This window comes from Myxococcus virescens (assembly GCF_900101905.1).
GTDB lineage: Bacteria > Myxococcota > Myxococcia > Myxococcales > Myxococcaceae > Myxococcus > Myxococcus virescens.
In genome coordinates this window covers 1-21,354 of the sequence record NZ_FNAJ01000029.1, presented here as the reverse complement: position 1 = coordinate 21,354, position 21,354 = coordinate 1, and the positions used below count along the sequence as shown (strand labels likewise).

Sequence of the window (21,354 nt, the reverse complement as noted above, 5' to 3'; positions counted from 1 at the left end):
CACGCGGACAAGCCCTCCAGAGGAGGCGGCCTGTCAGTCCCCCTCGCCGAGGTAGCGAAACAGCGAGCGAAGGCCGATGCCCAGCGCCGCCGCCGCGTCCTTTTTGCTGCCGCCGCAGCGGGCAATGGCCTCCCGCACGTAGCGCTGGACGAACGCCTCCCGCGCCTCCTCCAGGGGAATCATGGGCTCGGTGTCGCCGCCCAGCTCCAGGTCCTCGGGGCGCAACAGCTCGTCCGTCGCCAGCACCGCCGCGCGGCGCACGCGCGATGCCAGCTCTCGCACGTTGCCAGGGAAGGGGTGCCCCCGCAGCGCCTCCGCGGCCTTCTGGGTGAAGCCTCGCGCCTTGCGCGCCTCTTGCGTCAGCACGTGGTGGGCGATGAGCAGCACGTCCTCACCACGCGCTCTCAGCGGCGGCACGTCCACACGCACTTCTTCCAGCCGGAAGCGCAGGTCCGCGCGGAAGGTGCCCCGCCGCACCGCCTCCTCCAGGGCCACATGGGTCGCGGACACCACGCGCACGTCCACCTTGCGCGGCTGGTGTTCGCCCAGGCGGGTGACCTCGCGCTCCTGCACCACGCGCAGCAAACGCGTCTGGAGCGACAGCGGCATGTCCCCAATCTCATCCAGGAAGAGGGTGCCACCGTCGGCCGCTTCCACCAGTCCCGCCCGCTCCGTGCCCGCGCCAGTGAACGCGCCACGCGCATGGCCGAACAGCTCGCGCTCGATGAGGCTCTCCGGCAGCGCCGCGCAGTTGATGGCCACCAGCCGGCCGCGCCGGCCACTGCGCCGGTGGAGCGCCCGCGCCACCAGCTCCTTGCCCGTCCCTGTCTCGCCTGTGACGAGGACGTTGAGCGGCGTGGGCCCCAGTCGCTCCACCTGCCGGTAGAGGGCGCGCATCGAAGGGGATTCGCCGATGAGCCCCTCGAACGTCGCGGCTTCGATGCGGCGGGTGAGGCCCTCCACCTGCGCGCGCAGCTCCGTCAATTCGCGCCGGGTCGACAGGAGCAGCGCCGTCAGCGCGGAGAGCGCCATGGCCTCCTCCAGCTCCACCGCCGAGAAGGCCGGAGCGCCCAACTTCCGTCCCAAGTACACCACGGACAGGGGCACCAACTCCACGCGCAGCGGCACCACCAGCGCGGAGCCCAGCCGCAGTGCTTCCATGCTGGGCGCCCGGGCCAGCGCCGCGTCCGCCGCTACGTCGGCCACCCGCACCGGGGCACCCGAGGTCAGCACCCGGTCCACGAGGCTGTCCACCACCGCCGCGTCGGGTCTGGCGCCCGTGGAACACAGCACGCGCCGAGGTCCCTCCCGAGAGTCCGCGGCGACGAGGAAGCCCACGTCCGCGCCCACCACGTCGGCGAGCCCCCGCATCGCCACCTCCAACAGCTCCAGGGGAGGGCGCTGTACCAGCAGCCGCGAGGACAGCTCCGCCAGCACCGCCACCAGCCGGCCGTCCTGTCGCCGGGGGGCCACCTCCGCCGCATCACCCGCGACGGACTCCACCGCTTCGATGAGCTCCAGCTCCACCGTGCCCACGCGGAAGCGGTCCCCGGGCTCCAGGGGCGCCAGGTCCACGCGCCGCCCTCGCACCTTGATGTCACAGCCCTTGCCCGCCGGGGACACGCTCCAGCCTCGCGCGTCGCGGAACAGCAGCGCGTGGCTCGGCTTCACGCCGGGCGCAAGGAGCACGGCGTCGCAGGTGGCGTCGGAGCCCACGGAGACGACGGGCTTGTCCAAGGGGAGACGGCGGCCGTCGGGGAGGACCAGAAGCTGGGGCATGGCGGGAGCGGACGACGCAGTCGCATATCAGGAATGCGGGAGGCGTGCGCGTGCGGGGCCCGGGAGGAGGGTGCCTGGGTGGAATGCCGTCGCGGGGCAGGCGCATCCCCACCACAGGCCTGCCGCGGCCACGCCATTCCACGGAACCGTCGAATCCATGTACCGTCAGGCGCTTCGCCGTTCCCTGGCCGTCCTTCCCATTCCCGGTTCCTCCGAGTGGCACACCCCATGCGCCTCATTCGTCCTTCCTGGCTCTGGGCCTTCCTGCTGGCCCTCTCCGCCTGTTCCTCGACCTCCACGACCCCCTCCGACGCGGGGACTCAGCCCGATTCGGGGACGCAGAACGGGCGCATCGAAGGCCAGGCCATCCTGGAGGGGGCCTCGTCCCACGCGGGCATCAGCGTCTCCGTGGAAGGCGCTTCGCTGAGCGCCACCACGGCCACTGACGGCCGCTTCACCCTGGAGAACGTCGCCGCGGGCACGCACATCGTGGTGGCGAAAATGCCCGGCTACTCGGAGGCCCGACAGTCCGTCACGGTCGCCACGGGAGCAATGGCCTCCGTGAGGCTCGACCTCGTGCGTGGGCGGGGTTCAATCCTCGGCAATGTCAAGGTGGAGGGCGTCCTGGATGCCTCGGGCGTCAACGTCACCCTGGTGGAGACGGGCGCCAAAACGACCACGGACGCGACGGGGCTCTTCACCTTCTCTGACCTGGCCCAGGGCACCTACACGGTGGCGCTCCAGAAGACGAACTACCTGGCGACGCAGCAGCCGGTGGAGGTGCGGGGCACGGGCTCAACCCTGGTCAACCTCTCCCTGTCGCGCGAGCGGAGCAGCGTGACCGGCGTCATCCAGCTCGAAGGCTCGAGCAACCACGCCGGCGCCGTCGTCACCCTGGTGGAAGCGTCCCTCACTGCGACCACGAATGCCGAGGGGCAGTTCAACATCCAGAACGTGATGACGGGCACGTACACCCTGCGGGTGCGGCGGGAGAACTACGTGGACGCGCAGCAGACCGTGGATGTCCGCGCGAACCAGCCGAGCCAGGTCGACCTGACGTTGTTGCTCGTACGCGGGGACGTGGCGGGCACCGTCCAGTTGTCGGACGGAGCCACCCCCTCGGGTGTCACCATCACCGTGACGCAGACGGGCGCCAACACGACGACGAACGCGCAAGGCCAGTTCTCCTTCACCGGGCTTCCGCTGGGCACCTACACCCTGACCGCACAGAAGGAGGGCTACGCGGTGGTGCAGCAATCCGTCACGGTGCGCACGGGCGCTGCGGCCACGGTCGCCTTCACGCTGGTACGGGCCCAGGGGCGCGTGGTGGGCACGGCCCTGCTCGAGGGCGCGAGCAGCCACGGCGGCATCACCGTCACGCTGGCGGAGACGGGGGCCACCACGACCACGAACGGCCAGGGCAGCTTCACCTTCAACAACGTGGCCGCGGGCACGTACACGGTGGAAGCGCGGTCGAGCGGCTATGCCGTGGCGCGCGAGTCCGTCCAGGTGCAGGAGAACCAGTCGGCCAACGTCTCGCTCTCGCTGACGCGCGAGCGGGGCAACGTGGCTGGTGTCATCCAACTCGAGGGCGGAATCTCGCCGGCGGACATCAACGTCACCCTGGCGGGGACGGCCTTCAGCGCGCGCACGAACACCGCGGGCCAGTTCTCCCTCACCGGCGTCCCCACGGGCTCCTACACCTTGGAGGCCCAGAAGGACGGCTTCGCCACGGGCCAACGTACCGTGGAGGTTCGCGCCGGCGAGCAGGCCCAGGTCAGCCTGACGCTGTCCCGCGCTCGCGGGAACATCTCGGGCGTGGTCCTGCTGGAGGACGCCAACACCACCTCGGGCATTTCGGTGGCGCTGGTGGAGAGCAACGCCTCCGTGTTGACGGACGCCCAGGGCCGCTTCTCCTTCAATGGCCTCATCGTGGGGACGTACACGCTGTCCGCCTATTGGACGGGCTATGAGATTCAAGAGCGGAGCGTGGTGGTTCGGAATCAGGAGACCACGGTGGTCAACATCACGCTGCGGCGCAGGCCCGGCGTGGTGACGGGCACCATCCAGCTCGAAGGCGAAAGCCACCACGAGGGTGTCACCGTGTCGCTCCCTGGCCATGGCGCCACCGCGACGACGGATGCCCAGGGACACTTCGTCCTCGAGGGCGTGCCCCAGGGGCGCCACACCCTGGCGGCCAGCAAGGCGAACTACGCGAAGGCGGAGGCCGCGCTGGACGTGCGCGAAGGCGAGCCCCAGCCGGTCAACCTGTCGCTGTCGCGACTGGGCGCGCTCGAGGTCTCCGCGCCCAAGCTGGCGGTGCAGGGGGGACACCTGACCTTGACGGGCTCCGGCTTCGGCGCCGAGCGCGGCCCCTTCACCGTCACGGTGGGAGGAGAAGCCGTCACCGACTTCATCTCCTGGTCCGACACGCAGGTGGTGGCGCGGGTGGCGCACCACGTCGCTCCGGGCGAGCACGACATCGTCGTGACGCCGGGTGTGCCCTGGCGGCGGCACACCACCACCTCCGTGTGGGTGGTGCCCCAGGAGACCGTCGCCTACGGGGCGCATTGGGGCGTGGGTGTCCTTGCTTCCAATCACGTCTCCGTCTGGGGTGGGCCGTCCCTGGCCGACATCCACCCGATTCCGGCGGGGCTCACCGACGTGGTGAGTGTGGCCACGTCGCGAAGGACCGCCTTCGCCCTCCAGGCGGATGGCACCGTGGTGGCGTGGGGCGGTGACCTTCCCTCGGACCTGAGTGTCCCCGCCGACCTCACGGAGGTTGTGGCCATCGCGGGAGGCGATTCCTTCGTCCTGGCGTTGAAGGCGGATGGCACCGTCGTGGCCTGGGGCGAAAGCGCCATCGCCCCGTCCTCCGACGTGAGGGACGTGGTAGGCATTGCGGTCACGAGCAACGCCAGCCAGGCCTTCCTCGCCGATGGCACCGTGGTGACGTGGGGGCAGGATAACGAAGGACAGGCAATGCCTGCCGAGCAGCTCTACCTGCCGCCGCACGACCTGGTCCTGCGCGTCCCGGCTCGCTAGTCCCGCACACCATGGGCGACGACAGACGTCGCCCATGGTGCTGGTATTGGTGCGGTCGATCAGTCGTCCGTCCGTCCCTTGCGCGCCGTCTCCAGCAACTTGCGGATGGTATCGGCGTGCTTGCCATCGGTTGGCGCCCAGTCGGCGGGCATGCGGCCGGCGCGGTCGCGAATGAACGGGTCGGCACCGGCTTCGAGCAATACCTGCACGAGCACCGGCATCGCATGCGCCAGCGCGCGCTGGAGCGGTCGTTGTCCTTCATCGTCGGGCACGTTGGGATCGGCACCCGCGGCCAAGAGGCTGCGAATGATGGGGCCGTGCACGCGTGCCGACGGTTTGAACAGCGCCATGTGCAGCGCGGTGAGTCCCTTGTCCGTGCGGTGGTTCACCTTGGCTCTGCGTGCGAGCAGGAGATCCACCGCACCCCGTTCGCCACTGCGCGCGGCCAGCATCAACGCCGTCGGGTTGCCCTTGAACTGGGTCCAGTCGGGGTCGAGGCCGGCGTCCAGCATCCGGCCCACCAGTTCGACGTTGCCGGCAGCGGCCACCGAAGGGAAGTCCTGGGTCGCCCACTGGCTGCGTGCAATGCCGACGGAGAACGTCCATTCGGGTTCGGCAGCGGCAGCTCCACGGACGTCCTTGCCCGTGGCCCTGTCGACAACCTGTGCGCGCCGTGCCTCCGCCGCCTGCCGCGCAAGCTTCTTGCTGCCGCGCCAGAAGGAATGCGTGGCCGGGTAGCTCGCCGGATCGCTCAGGTAGTTCGACAGCGCGGCGTGACCATTCTCCAACGCCACGATGGAGGGCAACTTGCCGTCATTGTTCGCCTGCTCGCGATCCGCGCCGGCTTCCACCAGGCATCGTGCGATGTCGGCAAAGCCATTCGCGGCGGCCGTCCACAGCGCGCTGGCGCCGGTTTCGTCCCCCGCGTTCACATCCGCGCCGGCCTTCACCAGCAAGCTCACAAGAGCGGCAAAGCCATGCTCAGTGGCCGCGACCAGCGGCGGCTGGAAGGCCGCTGCATCCGGGGTGGCCTTCGCGTCCAGCAGCGCGCGCACGGTAGCCTCGTCACCGTGACTGCAGGCGTACGCCAACGGCGTGGCCTGGTAGCCGTCGAGGTCGACTTCATCGGGGTCGGCCCCTTTGGCCAGCAGGTCCTCCACCGCAAAGACATCGCACTGCTCGATGGCAGCGAACAGGTTCTCGGGCTTGTCGAGCTTCATGAGCGCTACCTGATGGATGCGGGGGGGCTGGACGCCGCAGCATCGCAGCCTACCTCCTCAAACGTCCGTGTGCGCGCCATGCTTTGCCCGTCGTACGGTCAGCGTCGATGAACGTCGGGGCATCCGTGTCATGACCCAGGACGTACCCTGAGGTGCATGGGCACATAGGGCCGGGTGACGATGCGCGTCGAGTTGGGCGACGAAGTGCTTCACCTCCTGGAGTCCCATCCCAGGTCGATCCGCAGGCGTTGCATGACCTCGATGTGACGAGCGCGACCCAGAAGAACGCATGGCAGCCCATGCAGCGCGCAACCAATGGTGGCAGCGGCCGCATGGGGGCTTCGAACCAGCCATTACTCCAGAGCACGGCGCCGAACTTATTTCCGGAGGCGAGGGGCCCGCGTTGGTGGAGGGCGCCTCAGCGCGGACAGCCAATGGCCTTGCCGGGACCGGGGAGCATGACGTTGGACTCCAAGTCCTCTTCAGTCATTGAACGAACGCCGACGCCATCGACTCAGGTCGCTGGCTGGCGCAGGTAGGCGAACATGTGCGGGACGTAGTCGGCCTTGCCAAGCTGCACACCGTTGTGCCGCAGAATGCTGTAGGCCGTGACGAGGTGAAAGTAGAACTGCGGTGTCACCCAGTTCCGCGCGTATTCGCTGCCGGTCATGTCGAAGGCCATGCCATTGGGCAACTCGATGGACAGTTGGCGTTGTGCGCCTTCCTCTATCCGTGCCCTGTCAGCGCTCGACAGCAGTTGTAGCGTTCGCTCAATCAAGGCGTTCGCTTGTTCCATGTCCTCCGGCGCGTCGAGCGCCGACAGTGGCTGATGGCCAAGCCGCAGCACTGCTTCCTGCGCCTGGGTACAGGCGAACTGCACCTGGCTGGCCAGATTGTACATGTCAGGTGCCAGTCGCGACTGGAGCAGGTTCTTCGAGTCGCAGCCCAGCTCGCGAGCATGTGCCTCCCCCTTCTTCAGGAAGCCTTGCAACGCGCGCAGCATCTGCGCGAAGCAGGGAATGGTCATTTCGTAAATCGACATCGGTGCAACCTCCTTGAATGACTCAACCCTAGCAGGCTTGATGCGCCCCGCCAGGCTCCCTGTCAGGCTGGTCTGCACCCCCATCTTTGGGCCAGGTGAAGCGTGAGAGCGTCCTCGCGACCGGGGGGAGGTCGGTCGTGAGGAAGAGCAGGTTTATCGCGGAGCAGAGGGTCCGCATCCGGCGGGAGACGGAGGCGCCCGGGGCTACGGTGCTCGGAAGATCCTCTCCCGCCTATGTCGTCGAGCGCTGGCCCTAGGCTCCCTTGGAGAGTGTAAAGGAGCTTTGCAGATTTGATCTGCCCGTCTTCACTTGGGGTAGATGAGATTTCCGGATTTTAGACCTGACACGTCGTTCAACTCCGAATGGGCTGGCTGTACCTTGAGTTTGCCTTTGCGCGAACCCCTCTCGCGGGGACACTCGGAGTTTCCCGCCCATGTCCAATCCGTCTGACTCTCGGCTTGCCGGGAGCCTTTCTCGTCTCTCGGGGTGGCTGGCCACGACCCTGCCGCGCCCCCAAGGCGAAGTCCTCTACTCGGCACCGGAGATGTTGCTGGGCGAGGTGGTGGACGTGCGGGCCGACGTGTTCTCCCTGGGGCTGACGCTATTGGAGTTCGCCACAGGCCGCCACTTGTACGATCCGGGTCATGTTCGCATCGAAGAGGTGGAGTCGCGGATGTCGAAGGCGGAGCGGGAACAGGCCTTCTCTGCCTCCATCGCGTCCGTGGTGACGGCGTTGCCCGAGTTCGCGGAAGACGCCAGCTGGTGTGCCATGGCCTTCCGCTCCGACGACGTCGAGCAGGCCGCGCGAGGGCTCTCCATTCCCCTGCGGGACATCCTCCACACGATGCTGCGTAGAAGTCCCGCCGAACGCTTCGGGACTTCCGCTGAACTGGAGGTCATCTTGCGTGCCCAGTTGGCGCGGCTCGAGCCCTACGTGCGCGAGGATGCCTTGGGAGAGATTCAGCGGGCGCTCGCGGACGCCAGCGAAGGGCTCTGGGACTTCGAGGTGCCCAGCGATGAGGGAGGCATGACGCCCCCTGTCACTACGGAGCAGGGCGGCTACGAGCCCACGACGGAATCTCCATCACCTCATGGGGGCGCACATCGCGCGTCGGCGGGCGCTCTCCACCCGGACGAAGTGCCAACGGAGCCCGGTGCAGGCCCCCGGCGCGCGTTGACGAAGCAGCCGACCGTTTAACGGCGGCCCTCAATCCCTTTCACCAATGCTGATTCACCACCGGCACTGCTCCAGCCGTCAGGCCGACCGGGAGACGTGTGTTTCTCGTGCCTCATTTCGGGGCACGCACAGGAGGCGTGTATGCACAGGAAGCGAAGGTGTCTGTCCGCGCTGTTACTGCTTGTCTTGCTCATCCAAATGGAGCCCACCTTCATCATCGACGGTGGCCCCGAGTTCGGCGTCAACGTGGGGGCTCCCGTGCGCTTCCGTATGTGGGGCGGTGGTAAGGGCGCGGGGATTGTGCGGCGGGAGGACTGGGACTCTCTCTCGGACTGGGGGCAATTCGTTCGTGGCCTCAAGTTCGGCTCGGACAACGCGCCGCTGGGGGTGTGGTTCGGTGGCCTGGACAGCTACAGCCTGCTCTCCGGGCATCTGGTCCGCCGCTACTCCAACCGCGCGAATCCGGACTACCACCCGGCGGGAGGCTTCCTCACCGGCACGTTGGGGCCTCTCTACACGGAAGCGTTCGTCTCGGACGTGCTGGGCGCGCGGCTGATGGGCGCGGAGTTCTCCCTGGACATCGAGCACGTCTTCTTCGGTAAGGCCAAGGAGCACAGTCGCTACACCTTGGCGCTGTCCGCCGTGCGTGACTGGGGGCGAGCCGGTGGACGCGCGCCATCGGTGACGCTGGCCCATGCGGATGCAATGGCGGTGGTGGTGGTGCGACCTGACTACGAGGTCCACTTGGTGGCGGGCTGGGGCGGGCGTCCTGGCGAGCACGGCGCATGGGGGGCTGTCGCGGGCGCGGGGCTAGACGCGGGGACGGAGACACTCAACCTGCGGTTGCGGCTGGAGGCGCGGCGCCAGCAAGGCGGCTTCCGGCAAGGCTTCTTCGGAGCGGACTACGAACTGGCTCGCTTCCAGGCTGCGGGCACGGATTGCGCGCCGCTCGCGGATGCTGGCTTCCCGGACGGCTACTCGGCTTTCGGTGAGGCCGAAGTGGGCTGGGACGCCGTCAGCTACGGGGGCCTCTACAGGCACTTGAAGCTGTCGCTCGGCGCGGAGGCGTTCTCTTGGGGGCGCTTCGACGTGGACGGGCGCATGGCGGTGCAACTCTTCGAGCGCAGTCTGGAAGTGGCGTTGAAGGGCCTGGGCGTGGGCATGGGGCAACCCGGAGCGCGTTACCTGGGGGCGGCGGAGGTGCGCTGGAGATTCCTAGGGGGGAAGCTCTACGCGATGGGGACAGGCGGCACGTTGCTCTTCCCCACGGCGGAAGGAACGCTGCGACCGGGGGCCTTCGCTTCGGTTGGCCTGGGGGTGGACAATGCGCGCTAACGCCTTGCTGGTGGTGGCGGTGCTGGCCACGGGGGCCGCTTCGGTGGCGCATGCCTCCGGGCTTGGCGGAACGTTGAGCTATGCGCCGCGCGTGGCCGTGTCTCCCGCGTGGGAAGACGCGCTAGACGATGAGCCTCCGCGTTCCTCGGACGCTTCTCCGTTCTCAATCTCGGGGCCCGAGGAGGACCAACGGCGAGCGCGCCAGCGGGGGCCACGGCACGACGCAACAGGGGCTGTGCTTGGCACTGCGTCCGTATCTGTCGGAGGTGGAGTGCAGAGCGCCGTAGCGGTGCGTCAGGCAACCCTGGACGCCATTGATGAGGTGAAGCGCTCTCTGGAGGGCATCGAAACCACGCGCGCTCGACTTGCGTCGCGTCCTTCCTCTCTTGGTAGCCGGGGACTCGACGGGGTGTTCACGCGCTATCTCGACCATGGGTCCAGCCAACTGGCGTGGCTCCGAGGACCGCTGGGGAGTGCCACGGCGTTGACGGGCGTGGCTTCGGAGGTGGGGGATTCCGGAATGGAGCTGGGCATCCTCCAGATGACCGGGCCCCGGCTCCAGGCCGCGATGTTCGGAACCCTGCTGCTGGCCACGTGGGTGGACTTCCTGCAACTCGCTGATGCGTTGCTCCGCGACTGCCCCATGTGCGGTTCCGAAAAGCTGTTCGCGGACCTGCATCGAGTTCAAGGCAAGCTGACTCCGACGCTGGCGGACCTCTCATCTGGGGACGCGGAGCGGATAGAGGCGGCGGCGACCGCGATGCCCGTGCTGATGGGGGAGCTGACCCACGAGTTCGACACGATTCGTCGGGAAGCACGCTCGGCCATGGAGGTGGGCGGCAAAGTCGTCGTGGCGGCGCAGGTGATGGAGCTGCTCGCCCTGATTTCCACGCTGAATATGTCACTCCCCCGGCCACCCCCAGCCGCCCCCGGGACGCTCGGTGTGGGGCTCGTCATGAGTTCAGGGGGCGTCATGGCGGGCTCGCGGCTTGTCGTCTCGGCGGAGTGGGTGGAGATGATGCGAAGGCTGGTTCAGGCGGGCGTCATCTCCCTCCCCGCCGTCAGCGCCGCAGTCCGCATCCATGGTGGGCAGGTGCTGATGGCCCAGTCGAACCAAGACTTGCCCGAGAGCGTGCGTGAAGCGCTGGGGGATAGTCCCGAAGTGCGCGGTATGAAGGTGACGGGCAAGGTCGGTGCGGGCATGTCCGACGCACCGAAGCATCACGTCCTGCCGCAAGAGCACCGGGAGTGGTTCGAGCGGCGCGGCTTCAAGGGTGACATGGACATCGACAACTTCTGCGTTCGTTTGAATCAGGCCCACCACGAGGCGATTCATGGAGGGGGGCACTGGAAGCTCGGGCGCACATGGCCCGGAGAATGGAACCAACTTCTTATGCGCGAATTGCTCAATGCCGAGGCACGCGCCGGCCGGATGTTGCCGCAGCAGGCCATCCTGAAGCTCGTTGCCAAGCAAATGAAGGACTATAAGATCCCAATGAACTTCACCTCCTGGAGAGGCCAATGACCGCCCGGCATCCGTGGGAGGGCGATGTGAGAGCCCGCCTACATGAGAGGGTCCGTGAACGTGGTTTCGACTCGCTCACCGCCTTTGCTGAGGCTCACCCTGCCGTTCCGTTTCATATTCTGGCTGACGAGCTTGGTGAAGACGATGTCGCTGCGGTGCAGGTGTTCTGCGGGTTGCTCGCTGAGGCCGAGCAGGGTAGGCGGGTCACACGTCTCGTTCGTGATGTGCTCGTGCGCGAGTTGTCCGACGACTTCCCTGATGGATGGCCGACCGAGATGGACGACGAAGTCCGCATAGACGTTGCCATAGTGCTCGGTCGATGGAGTGGCTACACGCCGGAAACTCACCAGGAGCGCGTAGAGCGAGCCAGCAGTGCTCTCCTTGCGGGGCCGCCGCCCCCTGGCTGGCGCCCACTCGGACCTGACGATGCTCTTCTCCGGACGCTCCTTCCCGACGACGAATCCTGACCGGCAGCGGTGGCTCCATTGGAGCAAGTAAGGGAGTCGTCATGCGCCCCCCATGTGCCCTCTAACGTCGTTCGAGCTGACACATGGGGATTAGAATTCTGTTGCCGCGCACGGATGGTAAAAATGCTTAAGTAACTTGGATAACGGGCGTCGGAATCCGGAATTGGTTCAATGCTTTACTGGCGGGGGCTCCTACTAGACGGATTGCCCCGAAAGTTAATCTCTGCAATTGCTCTAGTTATTCAGAGAGGTCATTTCCCGCAGGGAAGTCGGCCGAGTTCAGCGGCATCCCAGCATGTTCCGTGGAAGATGCATGTGCGACAGCACAGGTGCGATTCGATCTCCTTCACGTGGCAGCGCGAGCGCCGGAGTCCAAGGAGATCAGCGTGTTCACAGTTCTGAGGATCATCGGAGATTGTGAAGCTGTCAGCGGCATGGTCGAATCGCCCCTGTGCCTGCGCAACTCCTCGACTCTTGGCCATCCGAAAATTGTGGAATTCGCATTCCGGTCCAGTGGGGGAAACCTCCTTGTAGAACCAGCTTTGGCCGGTGATCACTAAGAACTCATACTGTGCGTTGCGTTCTCCCGTCTGTCGAACTAGCTGAGGTCGGAGCGGAGCGGTCGGGGCAAGTGCTACCGTTGAGCCAAATTCCGGCGCAAATTCAGCTCCACTTTCCATCTCTCGGATGTCAATGGGGAAGTCTGAGGCCGGTGTCATCCGCAGGTCGGTTCGGTTGAGTGCGTTCAGTACGCGTTCTTGGAAGTGATTGGCTTTTTCTGTGAGGTTGTTGATGAAGGCATGAAGTTGACTGGCTTCGCGCGGCTCGTAGGCAGGATTTGAATTATAGTCGACCACAGCGAATGTACGACCGCCACTGAGCAGAACAAGCGCAGGGTAGACAACGCGATGTGGGAATTCACTGCGCATGCCCCCCGTCATGCGGGTCGCCACTACAACGCCCCTGTAAGCTTGAGTCACGCTCGCAGGCCTGAGCACCTCTAGCGCCTCCCCCAGCGGCATCGTTAGCGGGAGTGTGTCGATGAGCCGACGTCGATCTAGTAAATTGTAGATCTCACGGTGCCGCTCAAGGATCTCAGCTGGCGACACATAGCAGTAGATCTCAGTGGGATCGGGGCCGCTGTCCTTGATGAATGCTGTCAAGGGGTTCTTGAAGATGATCAGCCAGCGACCGGCCGTTATCACGACGCGCTTGAGGGTCAATCGCTCTGTATCGCTGAACGAGGTCACATAGGTGCGGAGGTCCTTAAGCCAAGCAACCCATTGCGCCAAAACTCCGGGCTTATCACCGGTCTTCAGCTTGGCGAGCGCTTCGCTGAGCAGCGCCGACATACGCGGGGCGCTGATGTTGTCTTCTCGCGGCGGTCTCGCGCTCACAGAGTCCGCGCCCTTAGCTTCGACGAGAAGAGTTGGTGCGCGCTGCCGACTGACGCCCAGATAATCAAAATAGAGTCGCTCGCCGTTCTCGGCCCAGCTCCTTGCTTCTTCTTGCAAACGATTTGGATCGTCCGGGTTCCAGTCGAGAGCGCGCAACATTGGATCAATTAGAAAGCGCCGGGTCGGTCGTTCCAGAAGTGAGTCATCGTCGAGCGGGGCGCGCAGACTCCCGGCCTGGACTGCTGCGGCGTGCCTGGCACGTATGACCTCCTCTTCGATGTTGAACTGGGTGAAGGCCGCCCGCAGCGCTCTTTCAAAAGCGGTGATTCTAGCCGCCTCGGTCATCGGAGCAGCTCCGGTATCTCGAAGAGCAGCTTAAGCGCCTCGGGCCAGCCCGCGGACGCGAACAGTTCCAATATCTCAATAAGGCTACGACGGCGAGTGGGGTCGTCGAAGATCGAACGGTGGTCGGCCAAGTAGCGTCGAATCAACTCCACCAGGCTACTTAAGCCGAGTTCCTCGAACTGGTATCCATCTGCCGCAGCTGGTCCGAGCAGGACCTTCGCGATCCGATCGAAAACCCCAGGAGGATCGCCATCCACGAGATAGGCGAGCAGTTCGAAAAGGCTGTGAACTGTTCGAGCTTGAGCGTGGGTTGCGATCGCGTCGAGAATAATCGCATAGTCAGCCAGGAAGCGCTGCTTGGCATTGAGAGTCGAGAGGCTAGGGTCGTTTTCGTGAACCGTGGTTGGCTGAAATGCGCCCGAACCAAAGTAGAATTGATTGCAAGCCTGGCCAATGACGTGATCGCCGGCCACATATAGCGGACGCCAAGTTTCAATCAATCCTTGAGAGGGAGAGTCCTGCAGGTGTAGGCGGGCCTCATCTATGGCGCCAACGGCTGCACCGACGACAAGTTCGAGCAGTTTGCGAGCCCGATCTGCCATCTCAATCTGTTCAGGCTTTGGAGTGTCCGTATATGGAAAGAAGAACACTTGTCGCAGATCGTGCAGCATTGGCACGATGTAGACTTCGCCGCGACGCAAATTAAATGCCCAGCGTTCGATCCACTTCCAGGTTAGCTCCTGGTTGCATGCTACGTACAGGAAGGCCGTTAGACTGGCAAATGCATCGCTCGCATGATTCCTGCTCGCATTCTGCGTGCCCCAGGAGTCCCAATCGCGCTGAAGCACCTTTTCGAGGGCGCCTGCGCATTGCTCGGGCTCGGCGCGCGACAACGCCCGCAGGGAACCACCAACGAAGAATTGGAGTACGCCTTTGTGCGTCTCTCGCTCCACTACTTCGGCTATGAGCGCCCACATGCGCTCTCTTGCAACATCCCACAAGACATTTAATGCTCGTGCGACTTGATGCCGCACTGTGGGAGCGGGATCTCGCATGCATGCGGCCATGCGATCGATAATGTCGAACCGCGCTCCCGCGAACCGTGGTGCAAGTGCCACCAAGCTTGAAGCTGCATAGACTCGGACATCCCAGTTTCCCCAACTCATCAGGTCTTCGGGGATATCCGTGCGCTCAGGATAGGGACTTGCCAGCAGACGATCGATTAAATTCAGCAGGGCATCGATTGACGGCAAATCTTTATCTTCCGGTGAGTAACTCTCGCTTTTTGCCAACTGCTCGACACCATTGCTAATTGCTCCCCAACTAGAATGAACAAGCCTGGGGTGAGGGTTTTGTTGTGCCCCTTTGTCAAGGAGATTGACAGTGTCTTTGATGTTAATCCATAGATTTGCGAGGTATTCTCTGTCGGGTGCGTCTATATGCTGCTTGATACGGTCCTCAAGCTTGCGGCTGGCCGTGCGGATCTCGCGGTCAGGGCTTCGTTCAAGATCCGCCCCTTGGCTGCTTAGTAAGCTCTCGACGACATCTTCCGAAGATCCCCATTCGACGCGCATGCTGAGAAGCGGCGGATTTCCAGTGAGATGGTCCGACGCCTCCATCTCTGCTCGCAGGGCGCGCATTTCGGGAGTAACAATTAAATCGGCCCGGACGACTGAAAGAAACCGTTTGAGAAGCGAGTTCCACCAGTTCGCTTCCTGCTCATTCGGGAAAAGATCCGGCATCAATGCCGCTTTCTCGAAAGCCGAACGATGCTCAACGGACTGCCGGGGGTACGCAGCTGCAAGGAAAATCACAGCGTCTCGTGACAGACCTTGGAGTGCCGCGAAGTGCGGGGCCGACGCCAAAGGCCAGAGCATGTCATCGGCCACATCTGTACGCTGAGCGGCAACACCGAGCAGGCGAGCCCACACGGACGCATTCGTCGGACGTGCCAATGCAGTCGTCACCGCATCGCGGAATGCTTCTCGCAGACATACTCGTAGAAAGTCCACGAAAACGCTAAGGGGCTCCTCCTCGTAGGGATCCTGCTCCTGCCAGTCTTGCAGGGACAAAAGATCGTCGATGATTTGGAGCTCTTTTTCACCGACGCACATACGAGTCAGCACTTGCGGACTGTCCCCCCCGCGTCGTTTTGCAGCGTCGAGTCCCTGGACGGCCCCAATCACCGCAGCAGTGCCGGCAATCGGTGAAGCTTCTAGAAAGGAACCGAGTGCCTTGTTCAAGCGCCAACGAGCCTGCTCGTAGTCTTGCCGACGGGTTGATGTCAGCGCAAGGATTCGGCTCGGGGTCCCGCCTAGCCATGTCTTCGACTCATCTGTTACCTCTCGCCCGAATAGTGTTGTGTAGATCCGAGCGACAAAAGTAGGGTCGTGCGGGATGATCGCTGTGACACCGTCGGCGAGCCACGTGGCCTCTTGCGGCGCGTGTTCTTCGAAGCGGTCGTCCAGAATGCGGCTCAGGAGTTTACGAGAAGCGCTTGGATCGGTTCCGTAGGACTTTGCCACAAAGCGGATGCCCGCCGTGGTAAGCGCCGGGTGCTCTGGGGAAAGCGACCAAGCTGTGTCTAAGAGAGTCCGCGCAGCGCTGCCGAATACACTCAAGACGCTTAGGACCGTGAGATCAGCCCGTTCCGCGAGCGTTAGTAACAGCACTCGGGCCGCATCCACGACCCGCTCAACCTTTGTTGTCGCAGCAATGAGTGCGACATGGGCCCATGCCTTGGCAGTCGGCTCAGAGAGGCCGCCTCCTTCGGCCGCAGCCATTCCAACAAATCGCGCTAGTTGGCCCACGAGTCGGCCAGTGGCTTCCGCATCCTTCCCGGAATCAATGAGGGTGCAAAGCGCGGTGACGTCCTCTGGCACACCGACACGTTCCGCAACAGTCCTCAATGCAATGCTTAAGAGCACTGGATCCGGGTCGGCGACCCCTGCGATATCTACGAGGAATCTCCAAGTAGTAGGTGGTCCAGCGTGGTCCGCTTGCCACATCTCCTCTAGAGCAAACCGAAGGGCGGGCCCAAGCATGAGTCCGACCGTCGGGTCTTGGGTGATTTGCATTCGTAAGACATCGGGATCGTCCCACGAAAGATAGAAGCGAGCGGCGATGTGGTCGAAGAGCACATGATGCGCGAAGGCCACTCTGTCACCGGCCGGATTCAACACTCCGGCTTGGCGCACCTCCTCAACCGCCTCGTTCTCAATATCCGTCGCGCGAACCGTTAGCTGTCGACGGCGAACCATGACGTCGACTACTGCTTTTACGGCGAGGCGAAGGCGTTGGGTTGGTAGCCGGATGTTCTCATACTGGCGGATGAGCTCCGATTGAGTGGCCACCGCGCGAATAGACTGCGGATCCTCGCCGAAAGTTAACAGCTCTGCGGCAATTGAGAGATTGAAAATGTTGCGGAGCAAGTCTTTTAGTTTGTCGGGCGCCGACACTACCAATTCACGGAGCCTTGGCGCCGCTGCGGCCACGGCCGCTACCTCCCCACCGGAGAGCCGCGGCACGTGAAAATGCCGGACGCCTCGGAGTTCCTGTTCGGCAAAGCCTGGATTGGGAGTCTCGCCGGGCATGATTTCGCGGAAACGACGGCCGTTGCGAAGATCAAAGCTTCGGATAGATGCGATGATCGACCAGCGTGCGCCCAATGCGCGAACTGCATCTTCGATGAACGACGTGATGACCGCCTCGGATGGACCGCCCCGAGAGGCGTCGAGAGCATCTATGATCAGCAGACCAGGACTAGCTCCAGGCCAAGCCCTCAATACCTCGATCGGATCATGCTCCAGTCCGAGTTCGTCACGGATGTCGCTCCGCTTGCGAAAGCCAGAGAATCGTTCAACCGACAGGAAGAGGACCGGTCCCGGCGCCTTTCCCATTTGCTCCGCAAGTTGTAGCAGAACACCTGTTTTGCCGGCACCTGGTTCGCCGGTGACAAGCAGGCTGCCGCTCTCAGCAGCCGCTTGGAGCGGGAGAAGACAGTCCCGTGTAATAGGTATGCCGTTATCGATCGGCAAGCTCATATGCTTGCGTAATCGTTCTTGCTCCTTACTTGAGTAGGTGAGGACTGCCTGGATGTCGCTGTCAAAGCCAGGGGAGGCTACATCGATGTGACCTGCAGAGCGTAGCCCTCGCATCACGCCCGCGCGCTCGACAGGTGCGCCGGTGCGGATTAACCTGCGGCAGAGACCAAGGAGGGCCGCCATCGGCCCTTCCCCAGCACTCTCTGAGCCATAGAGGCTTCGGCCAAGGAGGTGAGCCGTAGTACGCCACGCCTCGCTTGTAGCGTCCTCTGGAAATCGTCGGATCTGGAACAACCGCGCAAGTTCGACGAGGTCGCCTGCATCAAGCGGCCCGTTCAGAGCAGTGGGCCAAGCCGAGCGGACATGAGCTTCGAATAGCTGCAGGGCACTACGCACTTCGGAAGTCGCTCTCGCATTTACCTCGTCCCAGACGCCGCCATGGTCGAACAAACGGCAAGCCGAATTAAGCGTCTCAAGCGTTCGCGGGGCGTCTTCGGCGATTGCGAGCAGCGCCCGAACGTAGCCCGCAGACGACGAACTACGCTTCTGACGCGAGTACAAGTCTACGACTTGGGTGAGACCCATCCCCAGCGGGGTATCCGAACCAACTGTTAGGGCCGGCCGTGTCTTGCACTGCACGTAGATAGCCCCGCCGCCATCAAGCCGAACGACAATGTCATCGACTGCGTCCCCCGTCTCGCATTGAAGCCCGGAGACCTTCAGGCCCGTCGGCAGCCCGAAGGCAGAACCGATGGGCAGGTCGGCGAGCATCTGGACGGCGAACCAGGTCGCAACGGATGCTTGGAAGGCCATGCCCGCCTCAGTGGCACGGCCGCCTGCAGTGTTGGCGCTCTTACTCATCTAGTGCTTCATAACATACTCTTTCGGATGCTCGCGGGTGGACCTTGACCCTGGTTTGGGGTAGGCTTCTCCTGACTCCAGTGGGCGCAGTCTCGGATGGAGTGGCCTCTCAGCAGCCAGACCACCGCGCCGTGCATGGGAGAGGCAGCGCTGCGAGGCGCATCGCCACGAAGCCGTGCTCCAATACTCTGCATTCTAGGTGTCTTGTGACGGTCGGCTCCAGGTACTGGGGTATGCGAAGCTCCACCTTGCTCGCCTCCGCCAGCAACTTAGCGACATGCTTCCTCACCGCTTCTTGCTGACGTCTTATTTAGGCAAGCTCCGCCTGCATTCCCAATTGCGTCCTCCGACCCACCCCTCACCAGCCCTACCTCGTGGCGGCACATGTTCTCGTCTGCCTCGTACCTGCTTGGCGTGAACTTCAAGAAGCGAAAGCATCCTGGCTGCTCGCGTCGGTGAGCGGTTTGTTCGGGAGGGACCGCATGTGCCGCCAGTGTGCCCCTCCAGCGTGGTTGGAGGCGGCACGCCAGGGAACGGCGTGGGCCGGGGCGGGATAACGAACCCGAGGAGAATCAATGCGATAGCAGGTAACAGCGCGTCCTGCTTGGGGTTTCCTATCGCTATTTTCGTGGGTTCGATTCCCGCCGCCTCCACTGTGGAGCCCAGCAATCCCACCGGCTTGCTGGGCTTTTCGTATCCGGCGGCGCACCGCTGACCCGCCGGACTCACGTCTCAAGCCCAGTCTCTGTACAATTCGCTCCTCGCCAGCCACGGCCCTCGTCTGCTTGCAGCCCCTCACGCGACGTCACTGGCAGGACGGTTACGGTTCACCGCTCCGGAGTCTCCATTCGGATGGCCAGAGCGCGACAGCCCGCGCCGGCTTCCTGGCCATCGGGCGGAGCCCACGCTCCTATCGAGTGATAGAGTCGGCCCTCGCGCCTCTCCAGGTAGAGAATCATGTTGAGCGGCCAGCCGCTGCCCTGGAAGAGGTGTCGGTCCATGGGTGTGGGCTCCTGGCTGACGCGCAGGCCGCGCTCGTGGGGCGGGCCGATGCGGTGCCAGTCCGGGTGGAGGTGGATGGAGCCGAGCACTTCCAGTCCCTGGGCCTCGGCCTCGGTGGTGATTCGCAGCAGCTCCTGCGGTTCGCACCAGAAGCCACGACGCCCATTGGCGTAGCAGGCACCAAAGCGGGGGATGATTGTGGTGTCGAACTCCTGGAGCACGCCCTCATCCGTCTCGCGGACGTTGTTGGCGAAGCGAACACGCTCTACGCGCATGGCGTCGCCGGCGACGCGCCCCAGCAGCACGGCCCAGCTCCGGGGCGGAACCTCCGGGGTGCACGTGGTGTACTCGCGGATGGCGTCCACCAGGAAGTCTGACAGCACCGCCGATTCCAGCAGGACGGTCTCCGCCCTCATTCCGCGAGCTCCGCTGTTGGAGTGCGGAGGCGGCCTGACGCCCGGTCCTCACGAAGCTGGGTGGCGAGGTGGCGGGCCATGCGCTCCTCGTAGGCGTCGGTGGACTCAGGCGTCCAGGCGTAGAAGCCCTGGCCCGTCTTCTGCCCCAGCTCGCCCCGCTCCACCTTCTGCGCGAGCACGGGCGGCACGGGGCGGCCGGTGCCGCGGAGGAGGGCCGTCATGAAGTCCAGCCCCACCAGGTCCAGCCGGTCGAAGACTCCCGAAGCGCCCAGGCGCCGTCCGACGCCCTGGGTGAGCACGCGGTCCACCATCTCCGGCGTGGCCACGCCCTCGTGTACCAGCCGAATGGCCTCGCCGATGAGGGCCTGCTGCAGGCGCGGACCCACCGAGCCCGGCACGTCCCTGGAGAACACCACCGGCGACTTGCCCAGCTCCTCAATGAACCGCCGCACCGTCTCCACCGCGTCGGGGGACGTCTTCTCGCCGGGGATGATGTCCACCAGCGGGATGAGGTGCGCGGGCAGGTAGTAGTGGGCAGAGAGGACGCGCTCGGGCCGCGTGCAGTCCCGGGCGATGGCCGTCACGCTCAACGCGGTGGTGTTGGTGGCGAGCAGGGTGTCGGGGGCCGCGAGCCGGTCCAACTCGCGGAAGAGCTGCTGCTTGAGGGCGAGGTCCTCGGGGATGGACTCGATGATCAGGTCCTGCTCCGCGGCGGCCTCGGCGAGCACGGTGGTGCGGCGGATGCGTCCGAGCGCGGCGGGAGCCTGCTCGGGGGCGAGCAGGCCCGTCTCCACCATCAGCGATGCGTCTCGCTCCAGCTTCGCGCGCGCCCGCTCGCTGCTGTCGGCGCGCGTGTTGTAGAGCACCACCTGCCTGCCGGCGATGGCGAGCTCGAGCGCGATACCGCACCCCATGGCGCCCCCGCCCACCATGCCAATCCTCTTCAGCCGCTTGTCTGTCATGGGGCACAGCCTTGCCAGCCCGCGCGACAGAGACAACCTCTTGATGTGTTGCTGTAATTGTTCATGGCGCATGTGTGATTGATGCACCGAGCCATGCCCGGGGCCCACGGGCTCGTCGACCTGACCACGGGCGCGCTGCTCACACAGGTGCAGGGGCGCGCGGCGGAATGATGAGCGAGCCGAGGAACGCCTCATCAGGTTGCTCATCCCATGAACAGATGACCCGCGGGCGCGACAGCAGATTCTTCAGTTCGTCGACGCACTGGGCTTCGATGCCATCGACGCGGCCCCCTTGTCGAAGTCTTGGCGGTAGCAACCGGGCAATGCGGTGGACTGCACCGACCTCGACGCCGAGAAGCTCCCAAAGGCCCTGGCCGCTGCCGACGCGGCGAAGGTCGCCGAGGTCCGTCAGCAGAACGACCTGAGCGTCAAGGCCATGTTCAGCCACTGAGGTACCCGTATTCAACGCGACCCGTGCCCCCTGTGTCAGGGAAGTTGTCGCCTCGGCTGACCGGCCGAGCTGACCACCCCCGGGGGCGAGTACAGGCAGGTAGCTGTGTCGTACACGGATGCATTCAAGGCGGAGATGGTGAAACGGATGGTGGGGCCAGGCGCGGTGAGCGCTGCGGCGCTTTCCCGTCAGGTGGGAGTCTCGCAGCCGACGCTGTCGCAGTGGTTGCGCGAGGCGCGTAGGGTAGCGGCGATGACGCCGCCGCCCGAGGAGAAGAAGCCCACTG

The 21,354-nt window shown here is 64.6% G+C and carries 14 protein-coding genes; 6 read left to right on the top strand and 8 right to left on the bottom strand.

Features of this window, described 5'->3' with window-relative positions:
* Window positions 1-33 precede the first annotated feature (33 nt).
* On the bottom strand, window positions 34-1,779 hold the full coding sequence (locus BLU09_RS36790) for a sigma 54-interacting transcriptional regulator (RefSeq protein ID WP_090495816.1): 1,746 nt from the start codon (window positions 1,777-1,779) through the stop codon (window positions 34-36).
* Between the two features lie 228 nt (window positions 1,780-2,007).
* On the opposite strand from BLU09_RS36790, the gene BLU09_RS36785 reads away from it, so the two are divergent.
* Window positions 2,008-4,824: a carboxypeptidase regulatory-like domain-containing protein gene (locus tag BLU09_RS36785; protein WP_244172370.1), complete on the top strand. Its 2,817-nt coding sequence runs from the start codon at window positions 2,008-2,010 to the stop codon at window positions 4,822-4,824.
* A 59-nt stretch (window positions 4,825-4,883) separates the two neighbouring features.
* Here BLU09_RS36785 and BLU09_RS36780 read toward each other — a convergent pair whose 3' ends face one another.
* Window positions 4,884-6,044 carry an ankyrin repeat domain-containing protein gene (locus tag BLU09_RS36780; RefSeq protein ID WP_090495814.1) on the bottom strand — a complete coding sequence of 387 codons (1,161 nt, stop codon included), beginning with the start codon at window positions 6,042-6,044 and terminating at the stop codon, window positions 4,884-4,886.
* 514 nt (window positions 6,045-6,558) lie between these two features.
* The gene (locus tag BLU09_RS36775; RefSeq protein ID WP_090495813.1) at window positions 6,559-7,086 is read right to left on the bottom strand and encodes a DUF1993 domain-containing protein; all 528 of its coding nucleotides are present in this window, start codon (window positions 7,084-7,086) and stop codon (window positions 6,559-6,561) included.
* A 434-nt stretch (window positions 7,087-7,520) separates the two neighbouring features.
* On the opposite strand from BLU09_RS36775, the gene BLU09_RS36770 reads away from it, so the two are divergent.
* The 4 genes from BLU09_RS36770 (at window position 7,521) to BLU09_RS36755 (ending at window position 11,591) form a co-directional block, all read left to right on the top strand.
* Window positions 7,521-8,285: a serine/threonine-protein kinase gene (locus BLU09_RS36770; protein WP_186818013.1), complete on the top strand. Its 765-nt coding sequence runs from the start codon at window positions 7,521-7,523 to the stop codon at window positions 8,283-8,285.
* 120 nt (window positions 8,286-8,405) lie between these two features.
* A complete protein-coding gene (locus BLU09_RS36765) occupies window positions 8,406-9,599 on the top strand; it encodes a hypothetical protein (RefSeq protein WP_090495812.1) in 1,194 nt (397 codons plus the stop codon).
* Between the two features lie 520 nt (window positions 9,600-10,119).
* Window positions 10,120-11,124, top strand: coding sequence for a DUF2380 domain-containing protein (locus tag BLU09_RS36760; RefSeq protein WP_244172368.1), 1,005 nt, complete (start codon window positions 10,120-10,122; stop codon window positions 11,122-11,124).
* Window positions 11,121-11,591: an NUDIX hydrolase gene (locus BLU09_RS36755; protein WP_090495810.1), complete on the top strand. Its 471-nt coding sequence runs from the start codon at window positions 11,121-11,123 to the stop codon at window positions 11,589-11,591. Before BLU09_RS36760 ends, BLU09_RS36755 begins: the two co-directional genes overlap by 4 nt.
* Before the next feature lie 251 nt (window positions 11,592-11,842).
* On the opposite strand, the gene BLU09_RS38555 is transcribed toward BLU09_RS36755, so the two are convergent.
* The 5 genes from BLU09_RS38555 to BLU09_RS39110 all read right to left on the bottom strand — a co-directional run bounded on the left by BLU09_RS38555 (window position 11,843) and on the right by BLU09_RS39110 (window position 21,065).
* Entirely contained in the window at window positions 11,843-13,333 is a 1,491-nt protein-coding gene (locus BLU09_RS38555; protein WP_143043266.1) for a hypothetical protein, read from the bottom strand.
* Window positions 13,330-18,237: an NACHT domain-containing protein gene (locus BLU09_RS38550; RefSeq protein ID WP_143043265.1), complete on the bottom strand. Its 4,908-nt coding sequence runs from the start codon at window positions 18,235-18,237 to the stop codon at window positions 13,330-13,332. The genes BLU09_RS38555 and BLU09_RS38550 overlap by 4 nt, the downstream gene beginning before the upstream one ends.
* Window positions 18,238-19,064: 827 nt before the next feature.
* On the bottom strand, window positions 19,065-19,655 hold the full coding sequence (locus tag BLU09_RS36735) for an MPN domain-containing protein (RefSeq protein ID WP_090495807.1): 591 nt from the start codon (window positions 19,653-19,655) through the stop codon (window positions 19,065-19,067).
* Window positions 19,652-20,617, bottom strand: coding sequence for a 3-hydroxyacyl-CoA dehydrogenase family protein (locus BLU09_RS36730; RefSeq protein WP_090495806.1), 966 nt, complete (start codon window positions 20,615-20,617; stop codon window positions 19,652-19,654). The genes BLU09_RS36735 and BLU09_RS36730 overlap by 4 nt, the downstream gene beginning before the upstream one ends.
* Before the next feature lie 139 nt (window positions 20,618-20,756).
* A complete protein-coding gene (locus tag BLU09_RS39110) occupies window positions 20,757-21,065 on the bottom strand; it encodes a hypothetical protein (protein ID WP_186818014.1) in 309 nt (102 codons plus the stop codon).
* Window positions 21,066-21,173: 108 nt separating this feature from the next.
* Here BLU09_RS39110 and BLU09_RS40165 point away from each other — a divergent pair.
* Window positions 21,174-21,354, top strand: a 181-nt coding sequence (locus BLU09_RS40165; protein WP_143043264.1) for a transposase, incomplete at its 3' end; no start/stop codon positions are given.